Annotated in this window: 29 protein-coding genes; 28 read left to right on the top strand and 1 reads right to left on the bottom strand. The window is 67.0% G+C overall.

Annotation, left to right across the window (positions count from 1 at the left end):
- The first annotated feature begins 299 nt into the window (after positions 1-299).
- From WC683_02090 to WC683_02020, 15 genes are all read left to right on the top strand, one after another.
- Entirely contained in the window at positions 300-1,070 is a 771-nt protein-coding gene (locus tag WC683_02090; protein ID MFA4971374.1) for a hypothetical protein, read from the top strand.
- A gap of 115 nt (positions 1,071-1,185) precedes the next feature.
- The gene (locus WC683_02085) at positions 1,186-4,329 is read left to right on the top strand and encodes a Hint domain-containing protein (GenBank protein MFA4971373.1); all 3,144 of its coding nucleotides are present in this window, start codon (positions 1,186-1,188) and stop codon (positions 4,327-4,329) included.
- A gap of 44 nt (positions 4,330-4,373) precedes the next feature.
- Positions 4,374-7,115, top strand: coding sequence for a portal protein (locus tag WC683_02080; protein ID MFA4971372.1), 2,742 nt, complete (start codon positions 4,374-4,376; stop codon positions 7,113-7,115).
- Between the two features lie 4 nt (positions 7,116-7,119).
- Positions 7,120-8,136: a hypothetical protein gene (locus tag WC683_02075; GenBank protein ID MFA4971371.1), complete on the top strand. Its 1,017-nt coding sequence runs from the start codon at positions 7,120-7,122 to the stop codon at positions 8,134-8,136.
- Positions 8,133-9,083, top strand: coding sequence for a hypothetical protein (locus WC683_02070; GenBank protein MFA4971370.1), 951 nt, complete (start codon positions 8,133-8,135; stop codon positions 9,081-9,083). The genes WC683_02075 and WC683_02070 overlap by 4 nt, the downstream gene beginning before the upstream one ends.
- Before the next feature lie 225 nt (positions 9,084-9,308).
- Complete coding sequence (locus tag WC683_02065; GenBank protein ID MFA4971369.1) at positions 9,309-10,970, top strand: hypothetical protein; 1,662 nt, start codon at positions 9,309-9,311, stop codon at positions 10,968-10,970.
- 20 nt (positions 10,971-10,990) lie between these two features.
- Entirely contained in the window at positions 10,991-12,613 is a 1,623-nt protein-coding gene (locus WC683_02060) for a hypothetical protein (GenBank protein ID MFA4971368.1), read from the top strand.
- 116 nt (positions 12,614-12,729) lie between these two features.
- Positions 12,730-14,340 carry a GNAT family N-acetyltransferase gene (locus WC683_02055; GenBank protein MFA4971367.1) on the top strand — a complete coding sequence of 537 codons (1,611 nt, stop codon included), beginning with the start codon at positions 12,730-12,732 and terminating at the stop codon, positions 14,338-14,340.
- A 111-nt stretch (positions 14,341-14,451) separates the two neighbouring features.
- Complete coding sequence (locus WC683_02050) at positions 14,452-14,745, top strand: hypothetical protein (GenBank protein MFA4971366.1); 294 nt, start codon at positions 14,452-14,454, stop codon at positions 14,743-14,745.
- Between the two features lie 129 nt (positions 14,746-14,874).
- Positions 14,875-15,036: a hypothetical protein gene (locus WC683_02045; GenBank protein ID MFA4971365.1), complete on the top strand. Its 162-nt coding sequence runs from the start codon at positions 14,875-14,877 to the stop codon at positions 15,034-15,036.
- On the top strand, positions 15,033-15,296 hold the full coding sequence (locus tag WC683_02040; GenBank protein ID MFA4971364.1) for a hypothetical protein: 264 nt from the start codon (positions 15,033-15,035) through the stop codon (positions 15,294-15,296). The genes WC683_02045 and WC683_02040 overlap by 4 nt, the downstream gene beginning before the upstream one ends.
- Positions 15,293-15,526: a hypothetical protein gene (locus WC683_02035; GenBank protein ID MFA4971363.1), complete on the top strand. Its 234-nt coding sequence runs from the start codon at positions 15,293-15,295 to the stop codon at positions 15,524-15,526. The genes WC683_02040 and WC683_02035 overlap by 4 nt, the downstream gene beginning before the upstream one ends.
- A 256-nt stretch (positions 15,527-15,782) precedes the next feature.
- On the top strand, positions 15,783-15,995 hold the full coding sequence (locus tag WC683_02030) for a hypothetical protein (protein MFA4971362.1): 213 nt from the start codon (positions 15,783-15,785) through the stop codon (positions 15,993-15,995).
- Positions 15,996-16,041: 46 nt separating this feature from the next.
- Positions 16,042-16,365: a hypothetical protein gene (locus WC683_02025; protein MFA4971361.1), complete on the top strand. Its 324-nt coding sequence runs from the start codon at positions 16,042-16,044 to the stop codon at positions 16,363-16,365.
- Positions 16,362-16,706 (top strand): hypothetical protein, encoded by a 345-nt coding sequence (locus tag WC683_02020; protein MFA4971360.1) that lies wholly within the window; start codon positions 16,362-16,364, stop codon positions 16,704-16,706. The genes WC683_02025 and WC683_02020 overlap by 4 nt, the downstream gene beginning before the upstream one ends.
- Before the next feature lie 121 nt (positions 16,707-16,827).
- Here WC683_02020 and WC683_02015 read toward each other — a convergent pair whose 3' ends face one another.
- Positions 16,828-17,067: a hypothetical protein gene (locus tag WC683_02015; protein ID MFA4971359.1), complete on the bottom strand. Its 240-nt coding sequence runs from the start codon at positions 17,065-17,067 to the stop codon at positions 16,828-16,830.
- On the opposite strand from WC683_02015, the gene WC683_02010 reads away from it, so the two are divergent.
- The 13 genes from WC683_02010 to WC683_01950 all read left to right on the top strand — a co-directional run bounded on the left by WC683_02010 (position 17,056) and on the right by WC683_01950 (position 23,999).
- Positions 17,056-17,706 carry a deaminase gene (locus WC683_02010; protein MFA4971358.1) on the top strand — a complete coding sequence of 217 codons (651 nt, stop codon included), beginning with the start codon at positions 17,056-17,058 and terminating at the stop codon, positions 17,704-17,706. The genes WC683_02015 and WC683_02010 overlap by 12 nt on opposite strands.
- A 107-nt stretch (positions 17,707-17,813) precedes the next feature.
- Complete coding sequence (locus WC683_02005; protein MFA4971357.1) at positions 17,814-18,056, top strand: hypothetical protein; 243 nt, start codon at positions 17,814-17,816, stop codon at positions 18,054-18,056.
- A complete protein-coding gene (locus WC683_02000) occupies positions 18,001-18,327 on the top strand; it encodes a hypothetical protein (protein MFA4971356.1) in 327 nt (108 codons plus the stop codon). The genes WC683_02005 and WC683_02000 overlap by 56 nt, the downstream gene beginning before the upstream one ends.
- Positions 18,324-18,797, top strand: coding sequence for a hypothetical protein (locus tag WC683_01995; protein MFA4971355.1), 474 nt, complete (start codon positions 18,324-18,326; stop codon positions 18,795-18,797). Before WC683_02000 ends, WC683_01995 begins: the two co-directional genes overlap by 4 nt.
- Before the next feature lie 253 nt (positions 18,798-19,050).
- The gene (locus WC683_01990; GenBank protein MFA4971354.1) at positions 19,051-19,566 is read left to right on the top strand and encodes a hypothetical protein; all 516 of its coding nucleotides are present in this window, start codon (positions 19,051-19,053) and stop codon (positions 19,564-19,566) included.
- Positions 19,567-19,691: 125 nt separating this feature from the next.
- Positions 19,692-19,841, top strand: coding sequence for a hypothetical protein (locus WC683_01985; GenBank protein ID MFA4971353.1), 150 nt, complete (start codon positions 19,692-19,694; stop codon positions 19,839-19,841).
- Entirely contained in the window at positions 19,838-20,305 is a 468-nt protein-coding gene (locus tag WC683_01980; protein ID MFA4971352.1) for a hypothetical protein, read from the top strand. Before WC683_01985 ends, WC683_01980 begins: the two co-directional genes overlap by 4 nt.
- Positions 20,306-20,797, top strand: a complete 492-nt coding sequence (locus WC683_01975; protein ID MFA4971351.1) for a hypothetical protein — start codon at positions 20,306-20,308, stop codon at positions 20,795-20,797.
- Positions 20,798-21,136: 339 nt separating this feature from the next.
- Positions 21,137-21,823, top strand: a complete 687-nt coding sequence (locus WC683_01970) for a hypothetical protein (GenBank protein ID MFA4971350.1) — start codon at positions 21,137-21,139, stop codon at positions 21,821-21,823.
- An 89-nt stretch (positions 21,824-21,912) separates the two neighbouring features.
- Positions 21,913-22,347: a hypothetical protein gene (locus WC683_01965; GenBank protein ID MFA4971349.1), complete on the top strand. Its 435-nt coding sequence runs from the start codon at positions 21,913-21,915 to the stop codon at positions 22,345-22,347.
- Between the two features lie 4 nt (positions 22,348-22,351).
- Entirely contained in the window at positions 22,352-23,011 is a 660-nt protein-coding gene (locus tag WC683_01960; protein ID MFA4971348.1) for a hypothetical protein, read from the top strand.
- A gap of 7 nt (positions 23,012-23,018) precedes the next feature.
- Positions 23,019-23,279, top strand: coding sequence for a hypothetical protein (locus WC683_01955; GenBank protein ID MFA4971347.1), 261 nt, complete (start codon positions 23,019-23,021; stop codon positions 23,277-23,279).
- 33 nt (positions 23,280-23,312) lie between these two features.
- Positions 23,313-23,999: a hypothetical protein gene (locus tag WC683_01950; GenBank protein ID MFA4971346.1), complete on the top strand. Its 687-nt coding sequence runs from the start codon at positions 23,313-23,315 to the stop codon at positions 23,997-23,999.
- Positions 24,000-24,006: the final 7 nt, after the last annotated feature.

The raw sequence follows: 24,006 nt of genomic DNA, 5'->3' as shown, positions 1-24,006 counted from the left end.
TTTCCCCCCCTGACGATCTACACCCAACTGCCCGTCCTCCCACCCGATCCCACCCCTCCCCCCTCCTCCTACCCTTGGGCGCTACCAACGATCCCACGTAGATCCTCCCACAGCCCAAAAGGAATCAGACCAGGCAGCATCCGACCCAGCGCTATCCTCCCCCGCGGCCCCCTCGGCTCCCGCGGCCCCCGCGGCCCAAGCGGCCCAAGCGGCATCGGCACCAATGGCGGATCGGCGCGGGAATTTTTGTGCTGGACAAACGGCGTGGGCGTGTGTGCGTCCTTGGTGCTGGGGGGTGTGTGGTGGTAGCGCAGCGTGGTGTGGGGCGGCGGCGCAAGGGGAAGTCGCTGGCGCGGGTGCCGCACAAGCGGGTGAAGGGGTTGCGGTGCTTCCAGGAGGTGTACGAGCGCATCTGCGCGGGGTACCCGATGCCGGAGATCGCGCGGTACGTGCAGGAGGAGGAGGGGGAGAGCACGGATATCCCCCGGGCGACGCTGGCGGAGGACCTGCGGTTGTTCATGCACGCCGAGGTGGTGCCGGCGGACTTGATCGCGCCGCGGCTCCCGCACCTGGTGGTGAAGGCGCAGCGCGAATTCAACGATCGGCTGGAGGACCTGCGCCGCCTGGAGCGGGCGTACGAGGTTCTGTTGTACCGGCTGGATTTAGCGCACGGGATGGAGCGGCGGACGGGGGTAATTGACCCCAACGTGGACCGGCACGCCAAGTCGCTGATCGACCTGGTGGCCCGGATGCACGAGATCAAAATGGACCTGGGCCTGACCGGCTCGCGCGACCTGGGGACGCTGACGGTGAGCGCGGAGCGGCTGCAGGAGATCAAGGACCGCTACGGTGAGGGGGCGGCGCGCGCCTTCGCGGATCCCGTGCAGCGCGCGCAGGTGCTCGGCCTGCTGAAGCGGATCATGCGCCTGGCGGGCCGGACGGACCTGGACACCGTGGACGGCCTGTGCGCGCCCACGCCGGTGGCCGTGGCGGCCGAGGACGACCACGGGGAGCCCGTGGAGGCCGAGATCGACCTGCTGGCCGAACAGGACGACGGAGATTGGCAGTGATGCCGAACGATTCACAGAAAACTGCGAAAAATCCGCAGGAGACGACCGGCGATCGTTCGGTCTTTAGAGCGAACACGTGTGCGCTGGGTTCCCCCCTTGGTGCTGGGGGGGCGCCGTGATCCGGGTGGGCAAGGACGGGCGTCGGCGCAGCGAGCGCACGGTGGGCGACGACACGCGGGCGGTGAAGGATTCGCTGGCGGGGTTGCCCCCGGAGGCCAAGCAGCTGTTCGATGCGCTGTTGGTCGAGGGGGATTTAGAAGTGGCGGCCGCCATGGGCCGGGAGTTAGAGGAGGGGCTGTACCACACGATCCCGGTGCCGATGGCCCAGTTTCTAGAGGACCCCTTCTACCTTGGCGACTCCATGACCACGCTGTATCCAAAGTTGCGGGATGTACTGATCAACCTGTTCTCTGCTCCGTACCGGGAGGTATTACTGGCAGGCAGCCTCGGATATGGAAAGACGTTTGTTGCCAGTGTAATTTTTTGCCGACTGCTGTACGAGTTGAGCTGCCTGAAGAACCCGCAGACCACGTTCGGCGTGGGGGCTGGCACGCAGATGGTGCTGATGCTGGTCAGCAAGTCGCTGCCGATCTGCCGGGCGGTGCTCAAGACCGCGGTGGACGACAAGATCAAGCTGTCGCCCTACTTCATGGCGCGGTTCCCGCCCAAGTTTTCCACCGACTACACTCTGTTTCCCAACAACATCTCGGTGACGGTGGGTTCGTATGGTGCGGAGCGGGCCATCGGGCAGGCCGTCGTGGCCGCTATCTGTGATGAGTGCGTAGGTAAAAAATGCTTGCTAACTGTGCAAAACGGTGCCACTTTTGAGGTGCGGTCGGTCGGAGATCTTTGGGACGCTGGAGAGGATGCGCGCGATGGATTACTGGTGGAAGCACTGGATCACACAACTGGGCAGCGGCACTGGGTGCCGTTCCGGATGCGCGCGTCCTCGGTGCAACCCTTGGTGCGCCTCGAAGCTGCGAACACGTGTTCGCCTCGCGCCGTGGAACTTTCTCCAGACCACCCGGTGTTGGTGCGGCGCGGTGACACCCTGATCTACGTGCCGACGGCTGCGGTGCAGGTCGGGGACGAAACGGTCTGGAGGGTAGACGATGCCGCGGAAGGGACAACATCACTCGGCAGAGGCCCGCGCAAGGATGAGTGCGGTGCGCAAGGGAAGGCCGGGGCACCCGCACACGGATGCGGATCGGCAGCGGATTTCGGAGGGGAATGCGCGGTCGATCCAGAATCGGACGCGGACGTACCGGTTCCATGTGTCGTCGCCATGTGGCGGGACGGTGCCATGCCGGTCGTCACGCGAGCAATCCCTGGCCCTGCACCTGTGTGCGACGCCGGGGGTGCGCAGTGTCGTGGGCGAGGATCAGCTGGAGTTTATCCCGTACACGCTTGCGGGGCAGCGGCGCCTCACGGTTCCGGATTTTCTGGTGACCCGAGACGACGGGGTGCAAGTGTTGGTCGAGGCGAAGTCGCAGACGAGCTTTTACAAGGCGCGGGATCGTGCGCGGGTGCTGGCGCTGTGGGCGTGGGCCCAGGAGCGGTGCATGCCTTTCCTGCTGTCTCTGAACTCGAAGCCGCTGCCGAGCGTGTGGACCGGCCCCTTCGTGACGGAGGCGTTCATGGAGGGAGTGCGACAGAAGCGGGTGCGGGTCCGGACCATGCGGACGGTCGCGCCCTTGGGGGATGCCGTCCCGAGTGCTTGCGCGTTGCCGACCTACCCCCCGAGTTCCACCTTGATCGGGTGACGAGCGTTTGTTTGCTTCCCCCGGAGCAGACCTACAGCATCGAGACTACCTGCCGCACGTTCGTGGCTGACGGATGTGTGGTGCACAATACCAACTTCCCTCCCAAACGCAACGCCCAGCAAATCCAGCAGACACTGGGCAAGCAGCTGACGGCGGCCCATTTCGATATCGTGGAGAAGGTGTACCGGTCGTTGGTGCGCCGCATCAAGTCGCGCTTCCAGCGGGTGGCGGGCGACCTCCCCGGGATGGTGGTGCTGGCCTCGTCTGCTGCTACGGTGGACTCGTTCACTGAGCGCAAGATCCGGGAGGCGGCGGATGATCCGGACGTGTACGTGCTGGAGCACTCGCAGTGGTCAGCTCGCCCAGAAGAGTTCTTCTGCGGGGAGGTGTTCCATGTGCTGTGCGCCCACAGTAGCTTGCGCAGCCGCATCCTGTCGCCAGAGGAGGTGGATGCGCTGGACGATGAGTATCTGGAGGAGCACGAGGCGTGGGTGATTGAGGTGCCTGCTGAGTACCGCGATGATTTCGAGGGCAACCTGGAGGATTCGCTGCGCGACATCGCTGGCATCAGCACACAGGCCATCAGCGCATTCTTCCAGCGGGTGGAGGCCATCGATTCTTGCGTGCAGAAGGATCGCCGCCATCCGTTCAGCGCCGAGACCTGGATCTCGGGCAGCCCGGGCGGATGGGACTGGCAGTACCTGTGCAGACCGGTGGAACGTCGGCTGCCAGGCGGCTTCACTGAGGAGGCGTGGGTTCCACGGGAGGCGCCGCGTGCCCCCCGCTGGGTCCACATCGACGTGTCGATCTCTGGGGATAGCACGGGATTTTGCATGGGCAGGATCGATCGGTACGTTGAAGTGGTGCGGCGCGACGGCGACGGCAACCGCTACCAAGACGTGGCTCCCCACTTCATCATCGAGGCCATGCTGGCAATTCGTCCGCCCCCTGGTGAGCAGATCTACCTGCCGGACCTGCGCAACCTCGTGTACGCGTTGCAGGCTCATGGCTTCCCGATTGCGGGCGTGTCCACGGACACCTACATGTACGTGGAGATGCACCAGCAACTGCGGCGGCACGGCGTGCACGCTGAGATCCTCTCCCTGGATACCTCGATGGATGGCTACAACGCGCTCAAGAGCGCCATCTACGAGCGGCGCATCGAGTACTACAATTACCCGATCCTGCTGGGCGAGCTGCGCGCCCTGGAGTACGACCGGATCAAGGGCAAGGTGGACCACACCCGTCACAGTACCAAGGACTGCGCTGATAGCGTTGCTGGTGTGGTCCTCGGGTTATCTCAGCGGGCGGCTCGCTTGCCGTGGGGAGCGGATGCTGATACACCCATGGGGGAGATCGTGGCGCACGAGCACCAATGGGTGACGCCGCTGGTGCCCCTGGAGCAGGTGGACGTGAGCGAAGTGCGGCAGGCAACGCGGGCGACGCGCAGCGATGAGCTGCTGGCCCCGATCTACTTCGGGGGCGACGATGACTGAGGGCGACAAGCGCACACGTGTTCGCTGCTGCTGGTGGAGGGCTCATGGGCTGGCGGGATAGCATCGCGCGGTTCTTCCGGCGGCAGACCACGGGGCAGGTAACCACCCTGGCTCGCGGCAACTCTGGCGAGGGCGCTATGCCCCGCGTGTTCCCCTCCAACCTCGACACCGGCCTGTCCGCGCCCTACCAGCAGCTGGCCACCATGCTCGCGGTCGACTCGGATCTGTTGCTGCGGTACGCCGACTACGAGAACATGGACGACACGGAGCTGATCTCGGCGGCCCTCGACGTGTACGCCGACAGCGCCACGGTGGCTGACGCGGTGCATGGCCGTGTGATCTGGGCTACCTCCAAGGATAAGATCGTTCGCGATATCATCAACGACATGCTGGATCGCCGGATCCGCATTGAAGACGACCTCTGGGCCGCAGTGCGCACCTTCTGTAAATATGGGAACGCAATGGCCGAGATCGTAGTGAACGATCGCGGCGTGTTGGGCCTGAACTGGCTGCCGCCGCCCACGGTGCGGCGCATCGTGAACGACCGTGGCGAGCTGGTGGGCTTCGTGCAGGATCCGACCGGGATGTTCTCGGTGCCGATCAGCACCAGCGAGGATCTGCAGCGCATCAAAGATCGCGAGGCGGCGGGCGGCTTGGTGTTCTTCGAGCCGTGGGAGGTGGTGCACTGGCGCATGCGCGGGAAGCAGATGCGCGCCCTCTACGGGTTCAGCATGATCGATGCTGTGCGCTGGGTGTGGAAGCGCATCCTCATGCTGGAGGACAACTCGCTGGTGATGAAGCTCACCAAGGCGCCGGGGCGCTTCGCGTTCTACGTGGACACTGGCGAGATCCCCCCGCGCGAGGCAAAGGCGCTGGTCGATGACGTGCGGCGGCGCTACAAGAAGAAGCGGATCGTCGACCCGGCCACTGGTAAGATCGATTTCCGGTTCAACCCGCTTGAAATGTGCCTTTCCTTGGACACACGCATCCCGTTGCTCAACAGCACGGTTCGCACCTTGCGCGACTTGATCATGGATCACGAGGCCGGGGTGCAGAACTACGTGTACTCCATCGATCCTGAGACAAAGCACGTGAAGCCTGGAAAGATCTCGTGGGCAGGCGTCACGCGGCGCACTGCCCAAGTGGTGCGCGTGACCCTGGACAACTGCCAAGAGGTAGTCGCGACTCCTGATCACCAGTTCCTTCTTCGAAACGGCACATACAAGGAGGCACAGTTCCTGGAGCCGGGCGATTCCGTGATGCCGCTCTACCGGGGCATTGCAAACAATGGATACGAGTACGTTGTGCACCAAGATCACCGCGAGCGCGGCACTGAGAGGTGGAAGGCGTTGGGGCAGACGCACCGGCTAGTGGCGGAGGCATACCTGGGTGATCCGACAGGGATGATAGTGCACCACATAGACGAACGGCGGCGCAACAATTACCCGGAGAACCTGGAAGTAGTGAGCCCGGCCGAGCACGGATTGCGGCATGCCGGTGCGCTGGTCAGGCGGGTGCGGAAGTGGGCCAAGGATCACCCGGGGGAGATCGCCCGACGCAACCGAGCGCGTAACTCTGGGCGTCACCTCATCGTGTATAATCAGAGTCCGAAGCACAAGGCCGACAACGCCATCCGCTCGGAGAAGATCGCGATCAAGTATCCAGATGGTTTACTGCCCGAGCTGCGGAGGATGGTGCAAGAGAACCCAACGCTTCGGATGCGCGACGCTACTGCGGCGGTGCAGTCTTCTCCGCTCTTCGAAGAGCTGCGCACACTGAATCCGAACAGGAAACGCACGATCTTTGACGTGCACAACCTTCGGTCGTTTGTGCAGCAGGCCGGGTACGATGACTGGCGGGCGTTTTGCACTGCGGCGACGGAAAACCACAAGGTGATCAGCGTGGAGTGGCTATCTGACACTCAGGACACAGGGTGTATCACCGTGGACGTGTGGCACAACTTCGCCTTGGACGCTGGGATCTTCGTCAAAAACTCCGAGGATTTCTTTGTCCCGACGCGCGGGGGCAAGGAGAGCACGCGCATTGAGCCGCTGGCTGGTCCCGACTACGACGAGACCGGCGTCATGGAGTACTTCCTCAAGAAGCTGTATGGCGGATTGCGGATTCCGCCGCAGTACTTGGGCGGCACTGAGGTGACGAACCGGAGCGCCTTGACTCAAGAGGACGTTGCTTTCTCTCGCCTGATTGAAAGAGTGCAGCGCGAGTGGATCGCGGGGCTCAATCAGGTGGTGCGGGTGCACCTTGCGGCGCTGAACATCGACCCGGACAGCGTGAAGTGGGCGCTTCAGATGAGCGCGCCCAGCGCCATCTTCGAGATGCAGCAGGTGGAGGTGTGGAACGCGCGGGCCGCGCTGGCCGCGGCGTTGCAGCCGTTCTTCACGTCGCCATGGATCATGGCCAACATCTTCCACCTGAGCGACGAGGACGCGCTGTTCGCGTCCGAGGCCAAAGCCAACGAGGCGGAGGCGCAGGCGCTGGCGCAAGCATCGGTGCAGGCTGATATCATGCAACGGTTCCCCGAGCTGGGGCCCGAGGGCGCCTTGGCCTTGGGGGCGCCTACGACGGGCGGCGAGATGATGGGTGGATCTCCTGGTATGGGTGGTGCTGGTGGGGCGCCAGCGGAGGGCGTGGATCCTCGGTTGGACAAGGCGTTGCAGGAGGTGCGGCAGATGGAGGGGCGTCTGCTGCGGGCGGTGGAGCGAACGGGCGGCGCCGTAGATGGCGTCGCCAAGCGGCTGCGGCGTGGAGCGCCGCGCACGAGGTGATCCCATGGCGGAGACCATGATCGAGACGTGTGCCGATCCCGGGAAGAAGCGGCGGTCCGGTGGGGCGGGGCGCGGGCTCGCTACGGGGAAGGGTGAGGGGCCGATCGGCGTCCCCGTCGGCAAGAAGAAGTCGCGCGGGGGGCGCTTTGTGCGCGCGGAGGACCTGGCGCAGTGGACGGTGGGCAGCCTAGAGGAGATGCTGGAGCGCGCGGAGGCGTCCATCCGGGCGGCGGTCGGCGTGGGCGTGGATGTGATCGCCACGCAGGTCGATCCCAAGACCATGTTGCCTCGGTGCCTGTTTCAGACGCCGGACGGCGCGCTGCACGAGGCGCACGCGCACGGTGATCAGGTGGACGTGCGGCCCAGCGCCATCCCGGTCTTCGAGGAGGCGCAACTGCCCGGGTTGGTGCGGGAGGAGCTGCGCGCGCTGGTGGCGGGCATGATGCAGGGCACGGCGCCGGAGCGCACACGTGTGCGCGCGGTGGCAGGATTGCTGCGGCCGGGCGAGCCGTACACGCTGGGTGCAGCGCTGCGGTTGGCAGAAGCGGCGATGGATGCGACGGACGATCAGCACTGGTGGGCGCTATACGAGGCGAACCAGGAGCGCATCCGCACCAAGATGTGGGGTAGCATCCGCGAGCTGGAGGCTGCGGTGCCCCATACGGCCTACGCCAAGCTGCCGCGTTCCCGGTTGCCCGAGTTCGATGGGGAGTTGCGTGAGTCTGTTGGTCTCCTCGCTGGCGTGTGCGGGGGGATTGTTGACGAGATTCGTGATTTGGTGTTTGATGGTGGGCGTGACGATGATGAAGACAGAACCAATGGTGCCATCCGTGAGTCGTTGCTCGTTGAAGCGCAGACCCTGTATGGGGTGCTCGCCAAGGTTGATCAGTTGTGGACCACGGAGGATATCGAGCGCATGGCGGAGGCCCACGATCAGTGGGCCGGGCGAGCAAGGGTCATGAAGATTGTGGCCGCCTACTTGGTAGGGCGGGCCCAGAAAGGCGCGGAGGCGAGCACATGAAACCGAGGATTCCAGAGAACACGCTGAACGAGGACCTGAAGGCGCTCGGCCTGGGCGACCTGACCGAGGACCGGATGGCCAAGCTGGCCCTGGGCACGCCCCTCTCCATGACGGAGCAGGGGGCCCCGCCCGAGGACGAGCCCGACCCGGACGAGGAAGAGGAAGAGGACGATGACGAGGAGTACGACGAGTCCGTGCACGACCCGATCGACGGGCCGTTCGTCACGCCCGCCCTCTTCGACCGCATCGAGGCGCTGCCCTTCGACGCGCTGTCCGAGGAGCAGGTTGGCCAGCTGATCGAGAACCTCAAGGCCAAGCGGATCCCGTCCAACATCCCTGGCGTTCGCGAGCGCGCCACGGCGGTGGCGGAGCGGCTGATGGGCGAGGCGATGGGGAAGCGCACCAGGCGCTACAAGGCTGGATCCATGTCGATGCAGGCCAGTTACGTCTGCAAAAAGGGTTATCGGAAGAAGGACCCGAAGGATCCCAAGAGCCCATGTATTCGCTCCGCACAGGCGGTTGGTGGGTCGGGCAAGTTGGCGCGTATCACCAGAACATCCGGTCGGTGGGCCATGGGGAAGGGGCGGAAATCCGTCGCCAAGTCGGAGCGGCTGGCTGGGCGGCGCCATCCCAAGGGCCAGACCTCCGAGTTCGCGGTGGAGCTGGAGAACCTGCTTTCCGAGAGCGTGGAGAAGCCGCAGGACGTGCGCAACGAGATCCTGGAGCACGTGGACAACGTCATCGACCTGCTGGCGCAGGAGTTCGACGACGTGGCCGTGACCGAGGTGTTCAACGAGGCGGTCGCGCCGCTGGCGTCCTCCTACGAGGCGGGGCGGCTGGACGAGGCCGTGATGGCTCCGGACGCCTTCCTGGCCGAGCTGCGGCCGGTGGTGGCTCTGATCACCCGCTCGCTGGACCGGCTGGACGGAGTCCCGGGAAACCGGTAGGGCCCCTCGCTGACGAGGGGCGCAAGCGCAGGACGGCGTATCCGTCCGGGAGGCGGGAGCTGAGTGGGCTCGATGGGGCACAGCAAGCTGTCCGGCCTGATGGCAACAAAACGGGGCGCCGCGTCTCGTCCGCTGCCAAGCGCAAGACAGATCGAAATCCCATCGCCCGCACCGGCCTCCAATTCAAGCGGTGGAAGCAGTGGTGAGCCGACGGGGCCCGCACCAATGAGCGAGGAAGAAGCCATGTCGAAGCAGTTGCTGATCGAGACCACGGCGCCATCGGTGTTCGAGTTGACCGAGGCACGTGGCGCCCCTGGGTCCGGCAAGCTGGTGGCGCGCGGAGAGTTCGGGCGCTGCGATACGCCGACGTTGAACGGCCGAATCTACAGCACCAAGCTGATGGAGCGGGAGATCAAGCGGCTGAAGGAAGACCTGGAGAACCGGCGCGTGCTCGGACAGCTCGACCATCCGCAGAGCGGGAAATCTTCGCTGTCCCTGGTGAGCCACGTGATCACGGATCTGTGGCTGGAGGCGGACGGGCGGGTGATGGGCGAGGCGGAGATACTGAACACCACGACGGGCCGCGACCTGCGGGCGCTGGTGGAGGCGCGGATCCCGGTGCCGGTGTCCAGCCGGGGCTTCGGCAGCACGCGCCCTTCGTCTGGCAAGGTGGAGGGCGAGGAGGTCCAGGACGACTTCGTGCTGCGGACCTACGACTTCGTGGCGGACCCGGCGGTGCGCACGGCCGTGCCCACCATCACCATGGAGTCGGTGGAGGAGGCGGATCCGGCCACGCTGGCCGAGCAGTTCCTGGCGGAGTTCCCCGAGGTGGCGCAGCAGCTCCAGGAGCAGGCGGCGGCGGACGCCGTGGCCAAGGCCAAGGAGAAGGTCGTGGCCGGCGTGGACGCGGCGGTGGAGGCCGAGCGCACACGTGTTCGCACGGAGATGACGGAGGCGTTCGAGGAACGCCTGGCGGCGGCGCTGCTGGAGGCGCGGGAGGACCTGGGGCAGCAGCTGCGCGAGGAGTACGCGGCCGACCCATCGGTGGGCGCGGCCCGGGCCACCCTGGCGCAGATCGCGGAGATGGTGGGCGCTTATCGTACCCAGCCCGACGAGCGGGCGGTGCGGGATGCCATGAAGGCCGAGACGCTGGCGCGCACCGAGGCCGAGGCGGCGCGGGACGCGGCGGTGGCCGAGGCGCAGCAGGTTCGGCTGCAGCTGCTGGTGGAGCGGCAGCTGGGGCAGGGGGAGACGGCGGAGGCCGCCCGCGCCCTGCTGGAGGGCGTGCAGTTCACGTCGGAGCAGGACGTCGAGCAGCGGCTGGCGCTCCTGCATGAGCGGCTACCGGCGCCGGGGCCGTCGGCGGCAGAGCAGCGGCTCCTGGAAGAGAACACGACGCTGCGGGGCGAGATGTCGTCCCTGCAGGAAAAGGTAGCATCGTTGGACGCGCGGTTGGGCAAGGCAGCTGAGTTGAGCCGTGGCATGCTGTCCTCCCTGGAGGAGGCGCAGGCCCAGGCCGAGCAGGCGGAGCAGACCTTGGCCGAGGAGCGCACCCGGTTTGAAGCCCGGGTGGACGCTCTGCGGGCCGAGGCCCTGGACGCCTACAAGGCGGCGAAGGTAGCACAATTGGCGAACGGTAGAGAGGTGTTGGGCCTGATGGAGGACGTCTCCTCCAAGGCCGAGGTTGATGCGGTCGTGACGCGGTACGGACGGACGGACATGTTGGACGAGGACCTGCGGGAGATGCGCCGGCGGCTGCAGCGCGGCCACGGCGACCAGCGGGAACTGTCCGAGGGACGGCGCGGGTCTAGCAGCACCCGAGGGGACAAGGATCCCTTCGGCAACTCCTACGAGGAGATGCAGCGGCTGGCCGGCCTGACCGACTAACCACAAAAGGAGAGAGAGTCATGACCGAAGCACGAGAGATCCTCGAACAGGGCAACAAGGGCAAGGGCACCATCTTCGACGAGAGCTACAGCGCGGCCTGCGAGCAGCGCTGGGCCAAGATGCTGTCGCCCCGCTCGCCGCAGGACCCCATCAACCACCGCTACATCCGCCGGTGCACGGCGATGCTGCTGGAGAACCAGATGGGGCACGTGAAGGAGCTGCAGGAGGACACCCTGAGCACCAACGCGGGCGCGTTCACCAAGTACGCGTTCCCGGTGCTGCGCCGGGTGTTCCCCAACCTCATCGCAAATCAATTGGTATCCGTTCAACCTATGACTTCTCCCGTGGGTGGAATTTTCTACTACGAGAAGAAGTACGACGACCGCAAGGGCACCAAGATCCCGCAGCTGGGCATCACCAACCAGCCGTACAACCAGAACTACGGTGGCCAGCTGGGTGCGGGCGACAACATCAACGAGAACTTCGCGCGCTACTACTCCTCGGAGTACGTGGACTACGACGTGGTCTGCACGCAGACGGGCGGCGGCGCGGGCCCGCTCACCAACGTGTCGGCCAACTGTCGGCTGCCGGCCTGGTCGCCCATGCGGGCCCCGGGCGTGGACGCCCAGCGCACCTTCTCGGTGGTGGCCTACTACCGCACGCGCGACAACGCCACCACGGGCTGGCTGGACATCGTGGCCACGCTGGACCCGACCGGCGTCACCAACAACCTGGTGGACCAGTACGGCACCACGGTGGGCACGCTGGTCGTGGGCACCGGCGCGTGGTCCATCTCCGCGTTCGACGAGACCGGCGTCGCGTCGATCTTCCAGAACAACACGGTCATCTACCTCCAGTACTACGTGAACTGGGAGCAGGTGGGGTCCACCAACGGCGCCGAGGTCCCGTCCATCGGGCTGGACATCGCCCTGTACACGGTGAAGGCCGAGAGCCGCAAGCTCAAGGCGCACTGGTCGGTGGAGGCGGCGGATGACATGCGGGCGCTGCACGGCATCGACGCGGAGACCGAGCTGGTCAGCACGTTCGCCAACGAGGTGCTGCTGGAGGTCGACCGCGAGATCGTGGACGCCCTGGTGACGGGCGCGCGGTTCGCCGCGACCTACACCTACGCCTACACGGCGGGCACCGCGGGCGAGATCGAGACCATCCGCAACCTGATCACCAAGATCAGCGCGGTGGGCGCGGAGATCCACCGGGCCAGCGGTCGGTCGCCGGCCAACTTCATCGTCGTGCCCCCGGGCGTCGGCGCCCTGCTGGACCAGCTCTCGACCCACGGCGACTTCGCCAGCATCGAGCAGAACGTCCAGTCGCCGTCCTACGGGCCGCTGACCTCGGACTTCGGCATCGCCCGCGTCGGCACCCTGCTCAGGCGCTACGCCGTCTACCAGGACCCCTACATGGCCGCCAACAAGGTCCTGGTCGGCCTCAAGGGCAACAGCTACCTGGACGCCGGCTACGTCTACGCCCCCTACGTGCCGCTCCAGATCACCCCGTCCTTCCTCGACCCGGCCGACTTCCGCGTGCGCAAAGGCGTGAGGACCCGTTACGCGAGTCGCATGCTACGGCCGGAGTACTACGGCGTCATCACCTGCGCCGGCCTGCCCACCGTGACCACGGTCTAGCCTCTTTCGTGGCGTAAGCCACGCTTCCCCCTCTACATTTCCATTGGTGCGGCCCCAAACAGGGCCGCGCTATCTCCCCCCTTGCTTTTGTTTCATTGTTTGGTTACCATTCCGGCATGGAATTCAAGGTGGGAAAAATCATGGTGGCGGTGATTGACCTTGGGGATGCATCGGTGCTGTCGAGACTGGCACATGGGTTAGCTGGGGAGCCCGATCAGGTGTTTCTGTTCTCAGATGAATGGGAGCGTCGGAGGCCGCAGTGTGAAGCCTTTGTGCAGGCCCGCGCTGGCCTGTTCGAGAGACGGGTAGGGGCTCGGGCTTGCGCGGTGCGGGAGATTCCACGGGCGCAAGCCACCCCATTCCTGGATCGCTGTCATGTGCAGGGTAGCAACCGGCTGGCCCTGGTGCGGTTCGGCCTGTTCCATGGGGAGGATCTGGTTGGCGTGTTGTCCCTTGGGCGCCACCCGCGACAGATCTCGCAGAACTGGATCGTGCTGGATCGGCTGTGCTTCGCGCCCGGGGTGCAGGTGGTGGGCGGCGCGTCCCGGCTGTTCTCGGCTGCGGTGGCCTGGGCTCGGGAGCGCCAGTACGACGATATCGTGAGCTACAGCGACAACCGCCTTACGCCCGGTGCCGTGTATGAGCGGATTGGGTTCGCGCGGCACAAGACCTACCGGCCCGACTATTTCTACGTGCGGGACGGCCGCCGTGTCTCGAAGCAGAGCCAGCGCAAGAGCCACACGGGGTGTCCGGCGGACCTCACGGAGTGGGAGTGGGCGCAGGAGCGCGGGTTGACGAGGGTGTACGACGCTGGGAAGGTGTGCTGGATCTACTGCCTGAACACAGAGGTGCGGGACCAGCGTCGAGCACGTCGGTCGGCGTCCACTGCTCAGATGCACGCGGATGGCGTGTACAGGCACGCTCATGTGCGTGGGGTGTTTCCCACTGCCAAGGGAGGCGGCGCGGTTTATTTCGGATCATCCTACGAGCTGCGTTGCCTGTTCGAGTTGGACCAGGATCCGCTCGTGGCCGCGGTGCGGCGTTGCGAGACGTTCCAGGCAGCGGACGGTCGCTGGCGCAACCCAGATCTCCTGGTGACTTTTTCGGATGGCCACGAGGAGATCTGGGAGGTCAAGCCGTTCTCGCGATTGGATGAGCCGGACGTCAAGGATCAGCTGGCGGATTCAACTGCCTACGCGATCGCGCGAGGTGTGCCTCTGCGGGTGTGGACGGAGCGTGATAGCGCTCTCGGAAAGGATGCTCGGGTCATAGCGTGGGCCCATCGATATTTGGCCACCCAGCAAGACGATCATACCTACGAGGACCGGGCCAAGGCGCAGCGGAAGGCCATCCGGGACCGGCACTACGCCAAGGAGCAGGCGGCCTCGGTGACGGTGTTCTGTCCCTACTGCGGGGTGGACCACGTGGTGCTGCCGCGGACGTACGCGCGCAACCTGGCCCGGAACGGGGGCGTGTACGTGTGCGAGGCCCTGGGGGGGCACATCGGGGGCAGCAAGCCCAAGCTGGCCCTGCGCAAGGAGAACCCGTACGCCGCGGAGGGCCGGAAGCAGTGCTGCCGGTGCGGCGCCGTGCTGCCCCTGGCCGCGTTTGCCCGGCGGGCCCGGGCCCGGGATGGCCTGTCCGGCGCCTGCCGGGCGTGCTGTAGCGTCGCAGATGCCGCAGCGTACCGCGCTCGGGTGCAGAAAAAGGCCCGCGATTCCGGGTAGTTAGAAACAATCGACCAGGGGGGACGCCAGGGTGGTTGACAAACGCAACCCAAGCGGTTATTGTGTGAGCATGGCAACGCGGCAGGGACGCCGCAGAAGGAGAGAGGGAAAATGCTGCTGTACAACAACGACGAGAGGTTCGGGGACTGCGGGCCGTTCGAGGTCGCGAGCGTGGACGAGCTGGTCGGCGAACTGGCCGAATCGATCCGCACGTGGGCGCACGAGGAGTGGGAGGCCGACGTAACGGAGGGGCCTGGTGTCGCGTTCATCCCCGAGCGGACCGAGTACGAGGCGGTCGCGCGGGAGCGGATCGCTGACGAGTTCCGCGCGGCGCTGTCCGTGGTGTGCCCTCGCTGCGGCGAGCACGGCCCGGCTGGCGACCTGGACTGGGTGTGCGGCTGCTAGGTTCCGGGCCGGTCCTCACCGGCCCCGAGTCGTCGAGGCACCCCGGGAGCCGGGGCCCCTCTTCCCCCGCGGGGTGAGTCCCACTTGACGGCTCGGTGCTGCTGAGGACGCAGCGAGAGGAGGAGTGAGATGGACACGCATGAGATCACCCTGACGGACGACGAGATCGAGGACATCCGGTTCGCGCTGGCGATCGTCGCGGACCGCAACGACGAGATCGGGATGCGGCCTGCGACTGAGCAGGCGGCGCGCCTGCGTGCGCTGGCCCGCCGGATCACGGGGGGAGCATGACACGCGACGAACTTCTATCCAAATTGACCGAGTTGTGCGGCGAGCCGGAATGGACGCGTTTTCCTGATGAACCAGGCAAACACCGATCGTTCGCCACGGCAGATTTCGCGGCGGCGTCCGAAGATCTCCCGCTGATTGCCGAGATGATATCGTCTGCCGCGCCGATCCACGCCGCGATCATGTGGTCGATGGCTGGTGCGACTGTGTGTCTCTACACCGACGCGTCGGATGCGCCGCTGGATGCTGCGGTGTGCTCGTGAGAGGAGGACTGAGCATGACCGCGCACACGTGTTCGCTGCCGCGGGAGGATCGCACGCGGGTGTACCCGAGCTGCTGCACGTCGGCGTTCTGCGGCCGGGAGGCTTGTGCGGGGTGCCGGCACGAGCCGGTGCTGGCCGCGTTCAAGGCGTGGCGCGAGAGAACCAAGGCCGTCGTCACCGACCCGATCTGGTGCCCGACGGTCTGGACGGCCACCCGGGGGGCGCCATGAAGGTGAGTGGACTGTCGGGTTTGGCCGACAGGGGAATCGCCAGTAAGGTTGATTTTGGCGAATGGATTTGGTATTGTGACATGAAGGCGATCAAGCTGCCAACGGTCTCCAAGACCTCTATGGCATTTGGACTTGCCGCCTTCCGTACCGCTTCGGCACGACCGGAGCGGATGGGCTGTGTGTCAAGCAGCCTATCGTGGGGAGCCGTGTTCTGCATGGTTCACTCACAAACCGCCTGCTTAGCAGGAGGTACTTGATGATCCACCGCTGCGCCTGGTGTGGCCGGGTCCGGTCGGGGACCACCTGGGGGATGCCCGTGGCGCCCCTGGACCGCCGCGTGGTCGAGGTGACCGACGGCATCTGCCCGGCCTGCGCGGCGCGGTACGAGGCGGAGCTGGACGCGCAGGCGGCGGAGCTGGCGGCGCACGCGGAGGCGGTCATCGTTGACAAAGCGCACGGAGAGCGGTAAAATGCAGGCCGTGGATGCGAACACGTGTGCGCGGAGGAGGTGCCCGATGCCCACGATCGACCTGACCGACACAAAGCCCTGGACCTGGAAGCAGATCGCGAAGCTGCGCGATGAGAAACTGAAGCAGTTCGTCAGCAACTACGGCTACAGGGGGAAGGCGGCAATCATGGCGGCTTGGATGATGCACGGAGCGCCGTTTACGGCCATCCCGTGTTGTTGGCCATGCGCAAGATGCCCGATGTCTGCTCATCGATTGTATATGCACAATTCGATGATCCGCAATATTTTCGGTTGTGAAAACCGAGCCCTTCCGGTCTACGTCGCGATGACGGCCAAGCTCGGCTACCTGCCGGAGGAGGATCCCCGATGACGCTGAACCTGGATGATCCCCAGCCCTGGACCTGGGCGAAGCTGGCGCGCCTGGGCGACGAGGATCGGGCGGCGCTGGTCTCGGCCTACGGCGCCCGGGGCAAGCTGGCCCTGCTGATCGCGGCCCGGGCCCACCCGCTGAAGCCGGTGCGGAATCCATTCCTGCACAAGCAGTTCGCGTTACCCTGTCGCGGGTGGGAGTGCCGAGGGTGCCCCATGGAGATAGGGGTCCTCTCCATAGGGATCGTGCGCTGCATGGATACGCGGGGTCCCGACCATGCCCGGGAGGCCTACGCACGGCTGGTCGCGGCCGAGGGGCTGCTGCCCACGGGGGCGGCATGACGACGATGACCCCGGGCCAGCAGGCGACCCAGGGCGAGTTCGAGCGCCGCACGCGTTCGCGGCAGGCCAAGTTCGGCTACGCGCCGGCCCAGGCACAGATCTGGAGCTTCCTGGAGATGGCCTACGAGGCCGCGGGCCTGTGGCGCCCCGCAGGGGCCAGCGTGCCCCCGCCGACGGCCCGCCCCACGGTGCCCCCCCCGGTGGCGGCAGCGGCGCCCCCCGGCCCCGCTGCTGCCCCCCTGCCCCCTCGGGGCCGCCCCGTGGCCGCGCCCCAGCCCGAGCGCGCCCCCGCGCCCGTGCAGGACCAGCTCTCGTTGCCGGGCGCGACGCCGCCCAGGAGGTGGACCCCATGACCGTGCAACAGCCCATCGAGGTGCAATTCCGGGCCGACCTGGAGGCCCTGCTGGCGCGCTATGGCGCCGAGATCTCGGCGGAGGTCGACCGCGGGGACGCGGAGGTGCACATGGAGGTGGGCATCGCGCCCGTGTACGACAGCGCGGGCACCCGGCTGCGGGAGGGCACCGTGGTGGCGCTGGGGGTAAGCGTGGGCACCTATCGCTCGCCAGATCCCGACGCGCGCCCCTCCTTCGAGGCGGTCTACATGGCCCTGGCCCGGGAGATCGCGCGGCGCTCGACCTGTCGGCGGCTGCAGGTGGGCACCGTGATCACCTCCACCGACTTCCGCAAGGTGCTGGCCGTGGGCTACAACGGCAACGCCAGCGGCCTGCCCAACACCTGCGATCGTGACGAGTCTGGCGTCTGTGGTTGCCTGCATTCTGAGGAGAACGCGGTCATCAACTGCGACGCGCCGCGCTACGAGAAGAAGATCGTCTTCGTCACGCACATGCCCTGCCCGATGTGCGCCAAGCGGCTGATCAACCTGGGGGGCGTGCAGCGCGTCTGGTACGGCGAGGCATACCGCGACCAGGATGGACTGAAGCTGCTGGCCACCGCTGGCATTCCATACGCTCGGTTTTCCCCCGGCGTTGATCACATCTGATTCTCGTTGACAAACGCGATCCGCTTGTGCCATGGTGGGGGCCGGAAGGAGCCCCCCAAGCGAACACGTGTGCGCCCCCCGGGGGCGCCCGCACCAAGGAGGATCACATGCCACAGTGGAACTACGCCGGCGAGATGACGGTGAGCGCCCTCGAACCCGAGGAACCGCTGACCGTCGTGGGAGACGACGGCGAGCACGCCATCCGCATCAGCGTGAGGACGGATGGGTGCTTGCAGGTCGAGCCGATGATACGGGAGGGCTGCGGGGAGGACGCACCCTTGCTACCCGTTGTCGATGCCCCCATCTCCTTCAGCGCCCTCATCAAGAAGTGCCCCACCTGTGGGGCCTAGCGCCAAGGAGGAACGCATGCGCCCCTTGCTGATCGCCATGCTGGCTTGTCTTGCCAGCGCGGCCTGTGACAACTTCGCCCCCCAGATCACCGACCCAGGCTACGCCTGCGGCCTGGCCGTGGACCGCGTCGTGCCCTGGTCCAGCGAGGAGGCCCCCCGCGCCGAGCGCATGTTCGTGCGCTGCCTGGAGAGCGCCGAGCGCCGCGCCCAGGCACAGGCCTGCCCCCCGTGCCCCCCCTGCGCCGCCACCCCGGACGCCGGCGCCCCATGAAGTGGCGCCACCTCATCAACCGCCAGCTCTACAGCGAGTGCCAACTGGTCGCCGCCCTGAACGCCTACTACGTCCTGACCGGCTGCATCCACTGCCACCTGGGCGACCCCGAGTACGAGCGCCTGGTGGACCTCATCCACGCACGCGACGGAGCCGCCATCCAGGTCGTCCGCGCAGAGCGAGATCTCCAGATCCGCCGCGCCCCCCACCCGGCCTTCACCCACTGGACCGACCTGCGAAATCTCGCGCACCACCCCAACCTGCCCCTCACCATGGACGTCTGGCACAAGCGAACCGGCTACCACCGCGCCCTCATCGTCGCCTACTCGAAGCAGTGCGACGCCATCCGCGTCGCCAACTTCCCCCAGGCCACCACAGACCAAGGATGGATGTTCCTGGAGGACGTCCCAGCCACCCTGATACCAGACACCGCACGCCGCTGCCCCTTCGCCGCCTACACCCTGCGGTGACCCGTGCCATCCCCACGCACCAATCCCCCCCCACGACCCCAGCACCCCCCTTGGTGCGCTCCGCTCCAAAAACGTTGGCGAGGGCGCCCGTGGGAGGCACCAATGCTGCGAATGGGGGCTGGTTTTTTGCTGTTGACAAACGCGAGCGGATTGTGTGGTGCGAAAAAAGAAGGTGCTGTTGTCCCAGGTTGCGTGCCGAACCCGCGTTTCCCCTTCGAACGGCCGAGCAGGCCCACAACGAGAGGAGCGGAAGATGCGACGGGATGACGGGAAGAGGGATGCGCGCGCGGAGTTGTTCGAGGAGGTGGTGCTGGTTCTGGGCGGCGTGTTCGCCGTGCGGGGCACCGACGACGCGACGGTCCGGCAGGTCGCCGCGGGGCTCGAACAGGTGTGGTGGCAGGAGGAGCGCGGCGAGTCTACGCTAGCGGCGATCATTGCGAAGCTGAAGGCGGCCCCGGGGGTGCGGCCGCACCCGGCGATCGTCGCCCTCCTGCGGTTGGTGGATGGGAGGGCGGGGCCGTTGCCGCAGGCCCGGCCAGGGGAGGGAGGGGAGCCCGATCTGGATCCAGAGGAGGAGGAGGACGACGACGAGGACGAGTTCATGCGGGTCCCCGGGTTGTTCCGGCGCTGGGAGATCGAGCGGGTGCTGGAGGCGGGCGCGGACTACCACCTGGAGGACGCGGGTACCACAGCCGATGGCGGCCAGCTCTACGCGGTGTTCCGGCGGGAGGCGGCTCCCCCCGGGGAGGTGGTGGGCGCGGACGGCTGATCGGGGCGGCGCACACGTGTGCGCTTTTTTCCTTTCTACTGTTGACAAATGCGGAGGGGCGTGGTACTGTAGCGGGGTTGACGGGAGGCTGCGCGGCGGGAGCCGCGTAACGCAGGAGGACGGTCATGGAAGAGAACTACGCGCGGATGACGGGGACGGTGGCGGGGTACGAGGTGCGGGTGCCGGGGGAGCTGCTGATGCACGCGGGGCCGCACTTGGCGGCGGCCTGCCGCGCTACACCTGCGACGCCTGCGGGCAAGAGGCGGAGGCGGTGATAGTGTTCCCGCTCCTGTCGAACGAGCACTTCTGCCGGGCGTGCCTGCGGGCGGGGGTGGCCGCGCTGGAGGCGGAAGAGGCGATGCTGGCCGCGGATCCGACGGCCGAGGAGGGGGCGCCAGTGGATGCCGGGCCGCCGGCGGCAGCCTCGGAGGGTGATGATCCTGCGATCAAGTTGCCCGCGGCCATGGAGCAGATGGTGTGGGCGCTGGCGTTCATGCAGGGGGTGAAGAAGTCGTCCAGTCGGTGGCCGAACCGCTATGCGGACAACGGCATCCGGGCGGCCGCCGACATCCTGCGGGCGCTGGAGGACCGGATGAGGATGTCCCCGGATGATGCGGATGCGCCCGTGGGGATCGGCACGCTGTGGCGGATCGCGGGGCGTGCCAGGGGCGTGGCGCTTTGCGACGTGCTCGACCAGGTGCGGCGCAATGCCGCGGGGCGCGCGAAGCAGGGGGGCTAGATGCGCATCGACTGGAGCGGGGACGGGCACGTGATCGAGATCGAGGGATTCTGGCGCGGCAATCGCGTGGCGGTGCGGTACCCGGCGCCGGACGGCTACCACCACCTCATCACCTTGGAGGTGGACGAGACGGGCGCGTTGGTGTTGTACCACCAGTCTGCGAGTTACAAGGGCGGCCCGTTGGAGGACGCGGTCGGCCCGGTGAGCATGGAGGCCTTGGACCACGCCGCGCTGGGTTTACCGCCGGTGAAGGATGTTCCGGACGCGCCCGATCTTCCAGGGACGCAGGAGGCGGTGAATGCCTCCTCTTCCATGGGCTGGCCCACAGCGCAGGACGCGGTCTGCGATCCATTATGCGCCTACTCGGTGGGTGAGAGTCCCATCTGCGACCACTTCGTACCACTCGGGTTCCCGGGAAGCGTCGTGTGCGCGAACTGCAACCACTTCCGGGGGTGCCACGCTAAGAAGGCGGCGGGAGAGGAGGAGCCATGACCCAGCGCACACGTGTTCGCCGACGCGCGGGGGCGCATTTTTCTGTTGACAAACATCCCGCGAAGCGGTAGAATCATGAGCGTTGGATGGGCGTGCCCGCTAAGTTGATCGCACTCCTTCTGTCGGGAGTAGAGGCCCTTGAGGCCCGCGTTCGACGATGAGCGCATGACGCCGCGGGCACGCCGATCCAGCGTGGGGCCAGCCGGGAATGTGGAGGCGGAGCCAAGCACCCCGGGGGCCCCTTTTTAAATCGACAAACCGCGCGTAGCGTGGTATCCCCTAACACGATCTGGATCGCTGCGGGACGGGCCCGCAGCTACAACCACGGTGGAGGCCACCATGTTCAAGACGATGCGCGGATCTCTATTGTTTCCTGAATTGGTGCGGGACGGGGAGGCGGGGGCGGGGCGCCTGGAGGGGCGCCCGGTGTACCGGCTGGACTGGGCTGCGCGGGACGCGCGGCTGCGCGAGCGGCACGAGGCGTGGTGTCGGCAGTACCACCCGGACTTGGACCTGCCGTGGGTGCCGGCGCTGGACGAGGCGTGGACGGCGTGGATGGACGGGTTGAGGTTCGCCCTGGATGAGGCGTACCTGGGCGAGATCCGGCGGACGACCCGGGCCGCCCTGGACGAGTGGGGCATGGCGCGCTTCTTCGACACGATGGTGCGGGACATCTGCCTGCGGCCGGCTGTGTCGTTCGTGTGGGGGGCGTTCTTCCTGCTGGGCGATTGCAGCTACGATCCGGAGGAAGCATACTTCGCGCGCGATGATCGGCGGGGTATTTTCCGGTACGCGGCGCCATACCGCTTCTGGCATGGGCAGACGGGGAGCGGGATGCTGCGGCGCAATGCGCGGTTCGACGACATGGGCCAATGGATGGTAGGCAAGGCGGCGGGCGGGGAAGGGCGCATGCGCGAGGAGGACGCCTTCCGGTCCATGATCGATGCGCAGGAGCGGCGCCGCGAGGAGATCATGGCGGCGTGCTGGAAGGCGAATCCAAGCGCGGAGGCTCCCGTTCTCGTCTGACCCTTTGACCTATCTGTGCAATCCGGGTAGAGTGGGGGCTGTCGAATCGCGGGTGCCATGGAGGGCGCCCGCTGCAAGGAGCAGCCCAAATGACCAAGTACATGCTGGCGCGCGGCTACACGCGGCTGCCCATCGACGGGATCCGGGAGATCCCGCGCGAGGGGCAGGACCCGCTGCGTTGCGCGGAGACGGTGGTGTTCGAGCGGGGCGTGGCCGTGGAGTCGGACCTGGACTTCGGGGACTGGGTGGCGGAGGGCGTGCTGATCCGCATCCGGGAGGAGGGGGAGGCCCCGGCGCCCCCCGGGCCGCCCCCCGCGCCCCCGGCGGCGCCGCAGATGATCCAGCCCCTGCCCGTGCCGGCGGTGGTGGAGGTGGTGCGGGAGGAGGCCCCACCCGAGCCGCCGCCGCGCGCGGTGGTGCTGCCGCCCGAGCCGGATCCCGATCCAGAGCCGGAACCGGAGCCGGAGCCAGCGCCGTCTGCTGCCCGGGAGCCCAAGGCGGAGAAGCGCCGCGGGCGGAGGTAGGGAGATGCTGGCGGAGGCGCAGCGGAGGCTGGACGCAGCGGTGCCCCACGGCACCCTGGGCATCGGCGAGGTGGTGGAGGTGTGCACGCGCATGGGCGCGCGGGTGGCGCGCGGGGAGGTGTGCGCGGCCACGCCGTTCGGCGTGACGCTGCGCGAGGAGGGCACGGTCTCCCACTTCTACCACGGCGACTTCTACCTGTTCCTGCCGGAGGATCCCGAGCTGCCCGAGGAGGCGCCGGACCTGCTGGTGGACGCGCACCCGGACGTGCGCGTGCGCGCGCGGCTCCGGGCGCTGGGCGAGCAGGGGGACGACGCGGAGGCGGCGGGCAACACCGCGGAGCCCGTGGACGCGGGGGCGGAGGCGCCGGCTGAGGAGCCCACGCCGGATGAGCAGGCGGCCGTGGCCGACGACACGAGCAGCGTGGACGTGAACGCGCTGCCCGACGACATCAAGAAGGCCGTGGTCACCGTGCAGCGGCTGGACGGCGACCAGATGAACTACGTGCTGGCCCAGGCGGGCCAGGCGCTGATGAGCGCGCTGCGGCGCTCCAACGTGAGCGAGGCCCAGCTGCACAGCCTGGTGCAGCGCTCCCAGAACGCCATCTACAAGATCCTGACCGGCAAGCCCGCGCGGGACTGGAAGAAGACGGCGGCGGAGAAGTAGAGGTAGCATGGAAACGATGCGGGAGCTGCTGGAGCTGCTGGAGGCGAAGAAGCCGCCTCCCATTGACAGCACGGAACGCGATCGTCGGCGCAGCGAACCGTTCCCACGCGAGCGTCTCGCCAAGGTAGAGGCGGCCATCCGGGCGATGACGGAAGCGTTCGGGCGTGGCCCCGTGGAGGCACAGGATGCGCAGGATCTCGTGCAGGACATCGAGTGGGAGTGTGGCATCGTGCTGAAGGCGCTCAAGCGGAGCCTGTGGGGCAACTAGATGCAGCCTGCCCTGACCGATACCGAGCTGCGGGTGTGGATCAAGCGTCGCTTGGGCGACGGGGTGATCTGCGTGGAGCTGACGGACGAGCAGCTGGACGTGGCCATTCTGACGGCGAAGGATTTCTGGCGGGCCTGGGTGGGCCAGCCCAAGATGGTGTTCCTGACCACCACGGGCACGAGCGAGATCGCGGAAGCGGACATCGCCAGCGACATCGACTGCGTGGTGGACGTCACCTACCCGGTGAGCGACGACCTGACGCGGCTGTTCTCCTGGGCCGACGTGGAGGTCAACCCCTACACCTGGGTCTACACGGGCTACGGCGGCTACTCCACCATCGTGCAGCTGATGCAGTACCGCGAGCTGGGCAAGCGCGTGGTCAGCTCCGACCTGGACTGGGAGTGGGACCGGGCCCGGCGCCTGCTCCTCCTGGCGCCGCCCCCCGACGGGGGCCAGCGCGTGGGCGTCGTCTACCTGTCCACCGAGGTTGACATGCGGCGCCTCAGCAATACGGAGACGTGGCTGTTCCGGGAGTACGCCCTGGTGCAGGCCATGAAGATCCTGGCCATGATCCGCACCAAGTACAGCGACAAGCCGTCGGCCACCGGGTCGTTCGGCATGGATGGCGACGGCATGTACGCCAATGCCGAGGCCAAGGAGCAGGAGCTGACGGAGAAGATCCGCCAGATCCAGATGCCCGTCGGGTTTCTGACGGGATAGGAGCGGG

Source organism: bacterium (assembly GCA_041648665.1).
Classification (GTDB): domain Bacteria; phylum UBA10199; class UBA10199; order 2-02-FULL-44-16; family JAAZCA01; genus JAFGMW01.
Note: the sequence above shows the minus strand (reverse complement) of the source record. Positions and strands in the feature narration are given on the sequence as shown.

Excerpts from the sequence above, each read along its gene's own strand:
- WC683_02080 (MFA4971372.1), top strand. The coding sequence starts at position 4,374 with ATGGGCTGGCGGGATAGCATCGCGCGGTTCTTCCGGCGGCAGACCACG.
- WC683_02075 (MFA4971371.1), top strand. The coding sequence starts at position 7,120 with ATGGCGGAGACCATGATCGAGACGTGTGCCGATCCCGGGAAGAAGCGG.
- WC683_02070 (MFA4971370.1), top strand. The coding sequence starts at position 8,133 with ATGAAACCGAGGATTCCAGAGAACACGCTGAACGAGGACCTGAAGGCG.
- WC683_02065 (MFA4971369.1), top strand. The coding sequence starts at position 9,309 with ATGAGCGAGGAAGAAGCCATGTCGAAGCAGTTGCTGATCGAGACCACG.
- WC683_02060 (MFA4971368.1), top strand. The coding sequence starts at position 10,991 with ATGACCGAAGCACGAGAGATCCTCGAACAGGGCAACAAGGGCAAGGGC.
- WC683_02055 (MFA4971367.1), top strand. The coding sequence starts at position 12,730 with ATGGAATTCAAGGTGGGAAAAATCATGGTGGCGGTGATTGACCTTGGG.
- WC683_02050 (MFA4971366.1), top strand. The coding sequence starts at position 14,452 with ATGCTGCTGTACAACAACGACGAGAGGTTCGGGGACTGCGGGCCGTTC.
- WC683_02045 (MFA4971365.1), top strand. The coding sequence starts at position 14,875 with ATGGACACGCATGAGATCACCCTGACGGACGACGAGATCGAGGACATC.
- WC683_02040 (MFA4971364.1), top strand. The coding sequence starts at position 15,033 with ATGACACGCGACGAACTTCTATCCAAATTGACCGAGTTGTGCGGCGAG.
- WC683_02030 (MFA4971362.1), top strand. The coding sequence starts at position 15,783 with ATGATCCACCGCTGCGCCTGGTGTGGCCGGGTCCGGTCGGGGACCACC.
- WC683_02025 (MFA4971361.1), top strand. The coding sequence starts at position 16,042 with ATGCCCACGATCGACCTGACCGACACAAAGCCCTGGACCTGGAAGCAG.
- WC683_02020 (MFA4971360.1), top strand. The coding sequence starts at position 16,362 with ATGACGCTGAACCTGGATGATCCCCAGCCCTGGACCTGGGCGAAGCTG.
- WC683_02010 (MFA4971358.1), top strand. The coding sequence starts at position 17,056 with ATGACCGTGCAACAGCCCATCGAGGTGCAATTCCGGGCCGACCTGGAG.
- WC683_02005 (MFA4971357.1), top strand. The coding sequence starts at position 17,814 with ATGCCACAGTGGAACTACGCCGGCGAGATGACGGTGAGCGCCCTCGAA.
- WC683_02000 (MFA4971356.1), top strand. The coding sequence starts at position 18,001 with ATGCCCCCATCTCCTTCAGCGCCCTCATCAAGAAGTGCCCCACCTGTG.
- WC683_01995 (MFA4971355.1), top strand. The coding sequence starts at position 18,324 with ATGAAGTGGCGCCACCTCATCAACCGCCAGCTCTACAGCGAGTGCCAA.
- WC683_01990 (MFA4971354.1), top strand. The coding sequence starts at position 19,051 with ATGCGACGGGATGACGGGAAGAGGGATGCGCGCGCGGAGTTGTTCGAG.
- WC683_01985 (MFA4971353.1), top strand. The coding sequence starts at position 19,692 with ATGGAAGAGAACTACGCGCGGATGACGGGGACGGTGGCGGGGTACGAG.
- WC683_01975 (MFA4971351.1), top strand. The coding sequence starts at position 20,306 with ATGCGCATCGACTGGAGCGGGGACGGGCACGTGATCGAGATCGAGGGA.
- WC683_01970 (MFA4971350.1), top strand. The coding sequence starts at position 21,137 with ATGTTCAAGACGATGCGCGGATCTCTATTGTTTCCTGAATTGGTGCGG.
- WC683_01965 (MFA4971349.1), top strand. The coding sequence starts at position 21,913 with ATGACCAAGTACATGCTGGCGCGCGGCTACACGCGGCTGCCCATCGAC.
- WC683_01960 (MFA4971348.1), top strand. The coding sequence starts at position 22,352 with ATGCTGGCGGAGGCGCAGCGGAGGCTGGACGCAGCGGTGCCCCACGGC.
- WC683_01955 (MFA4971347.1), top strand. The coding sequence starts at position 23,019 with ATGGAAACGATGCGGGAGCTGCTGGAGCTGCTGGAGGCGAAGAAGCCG.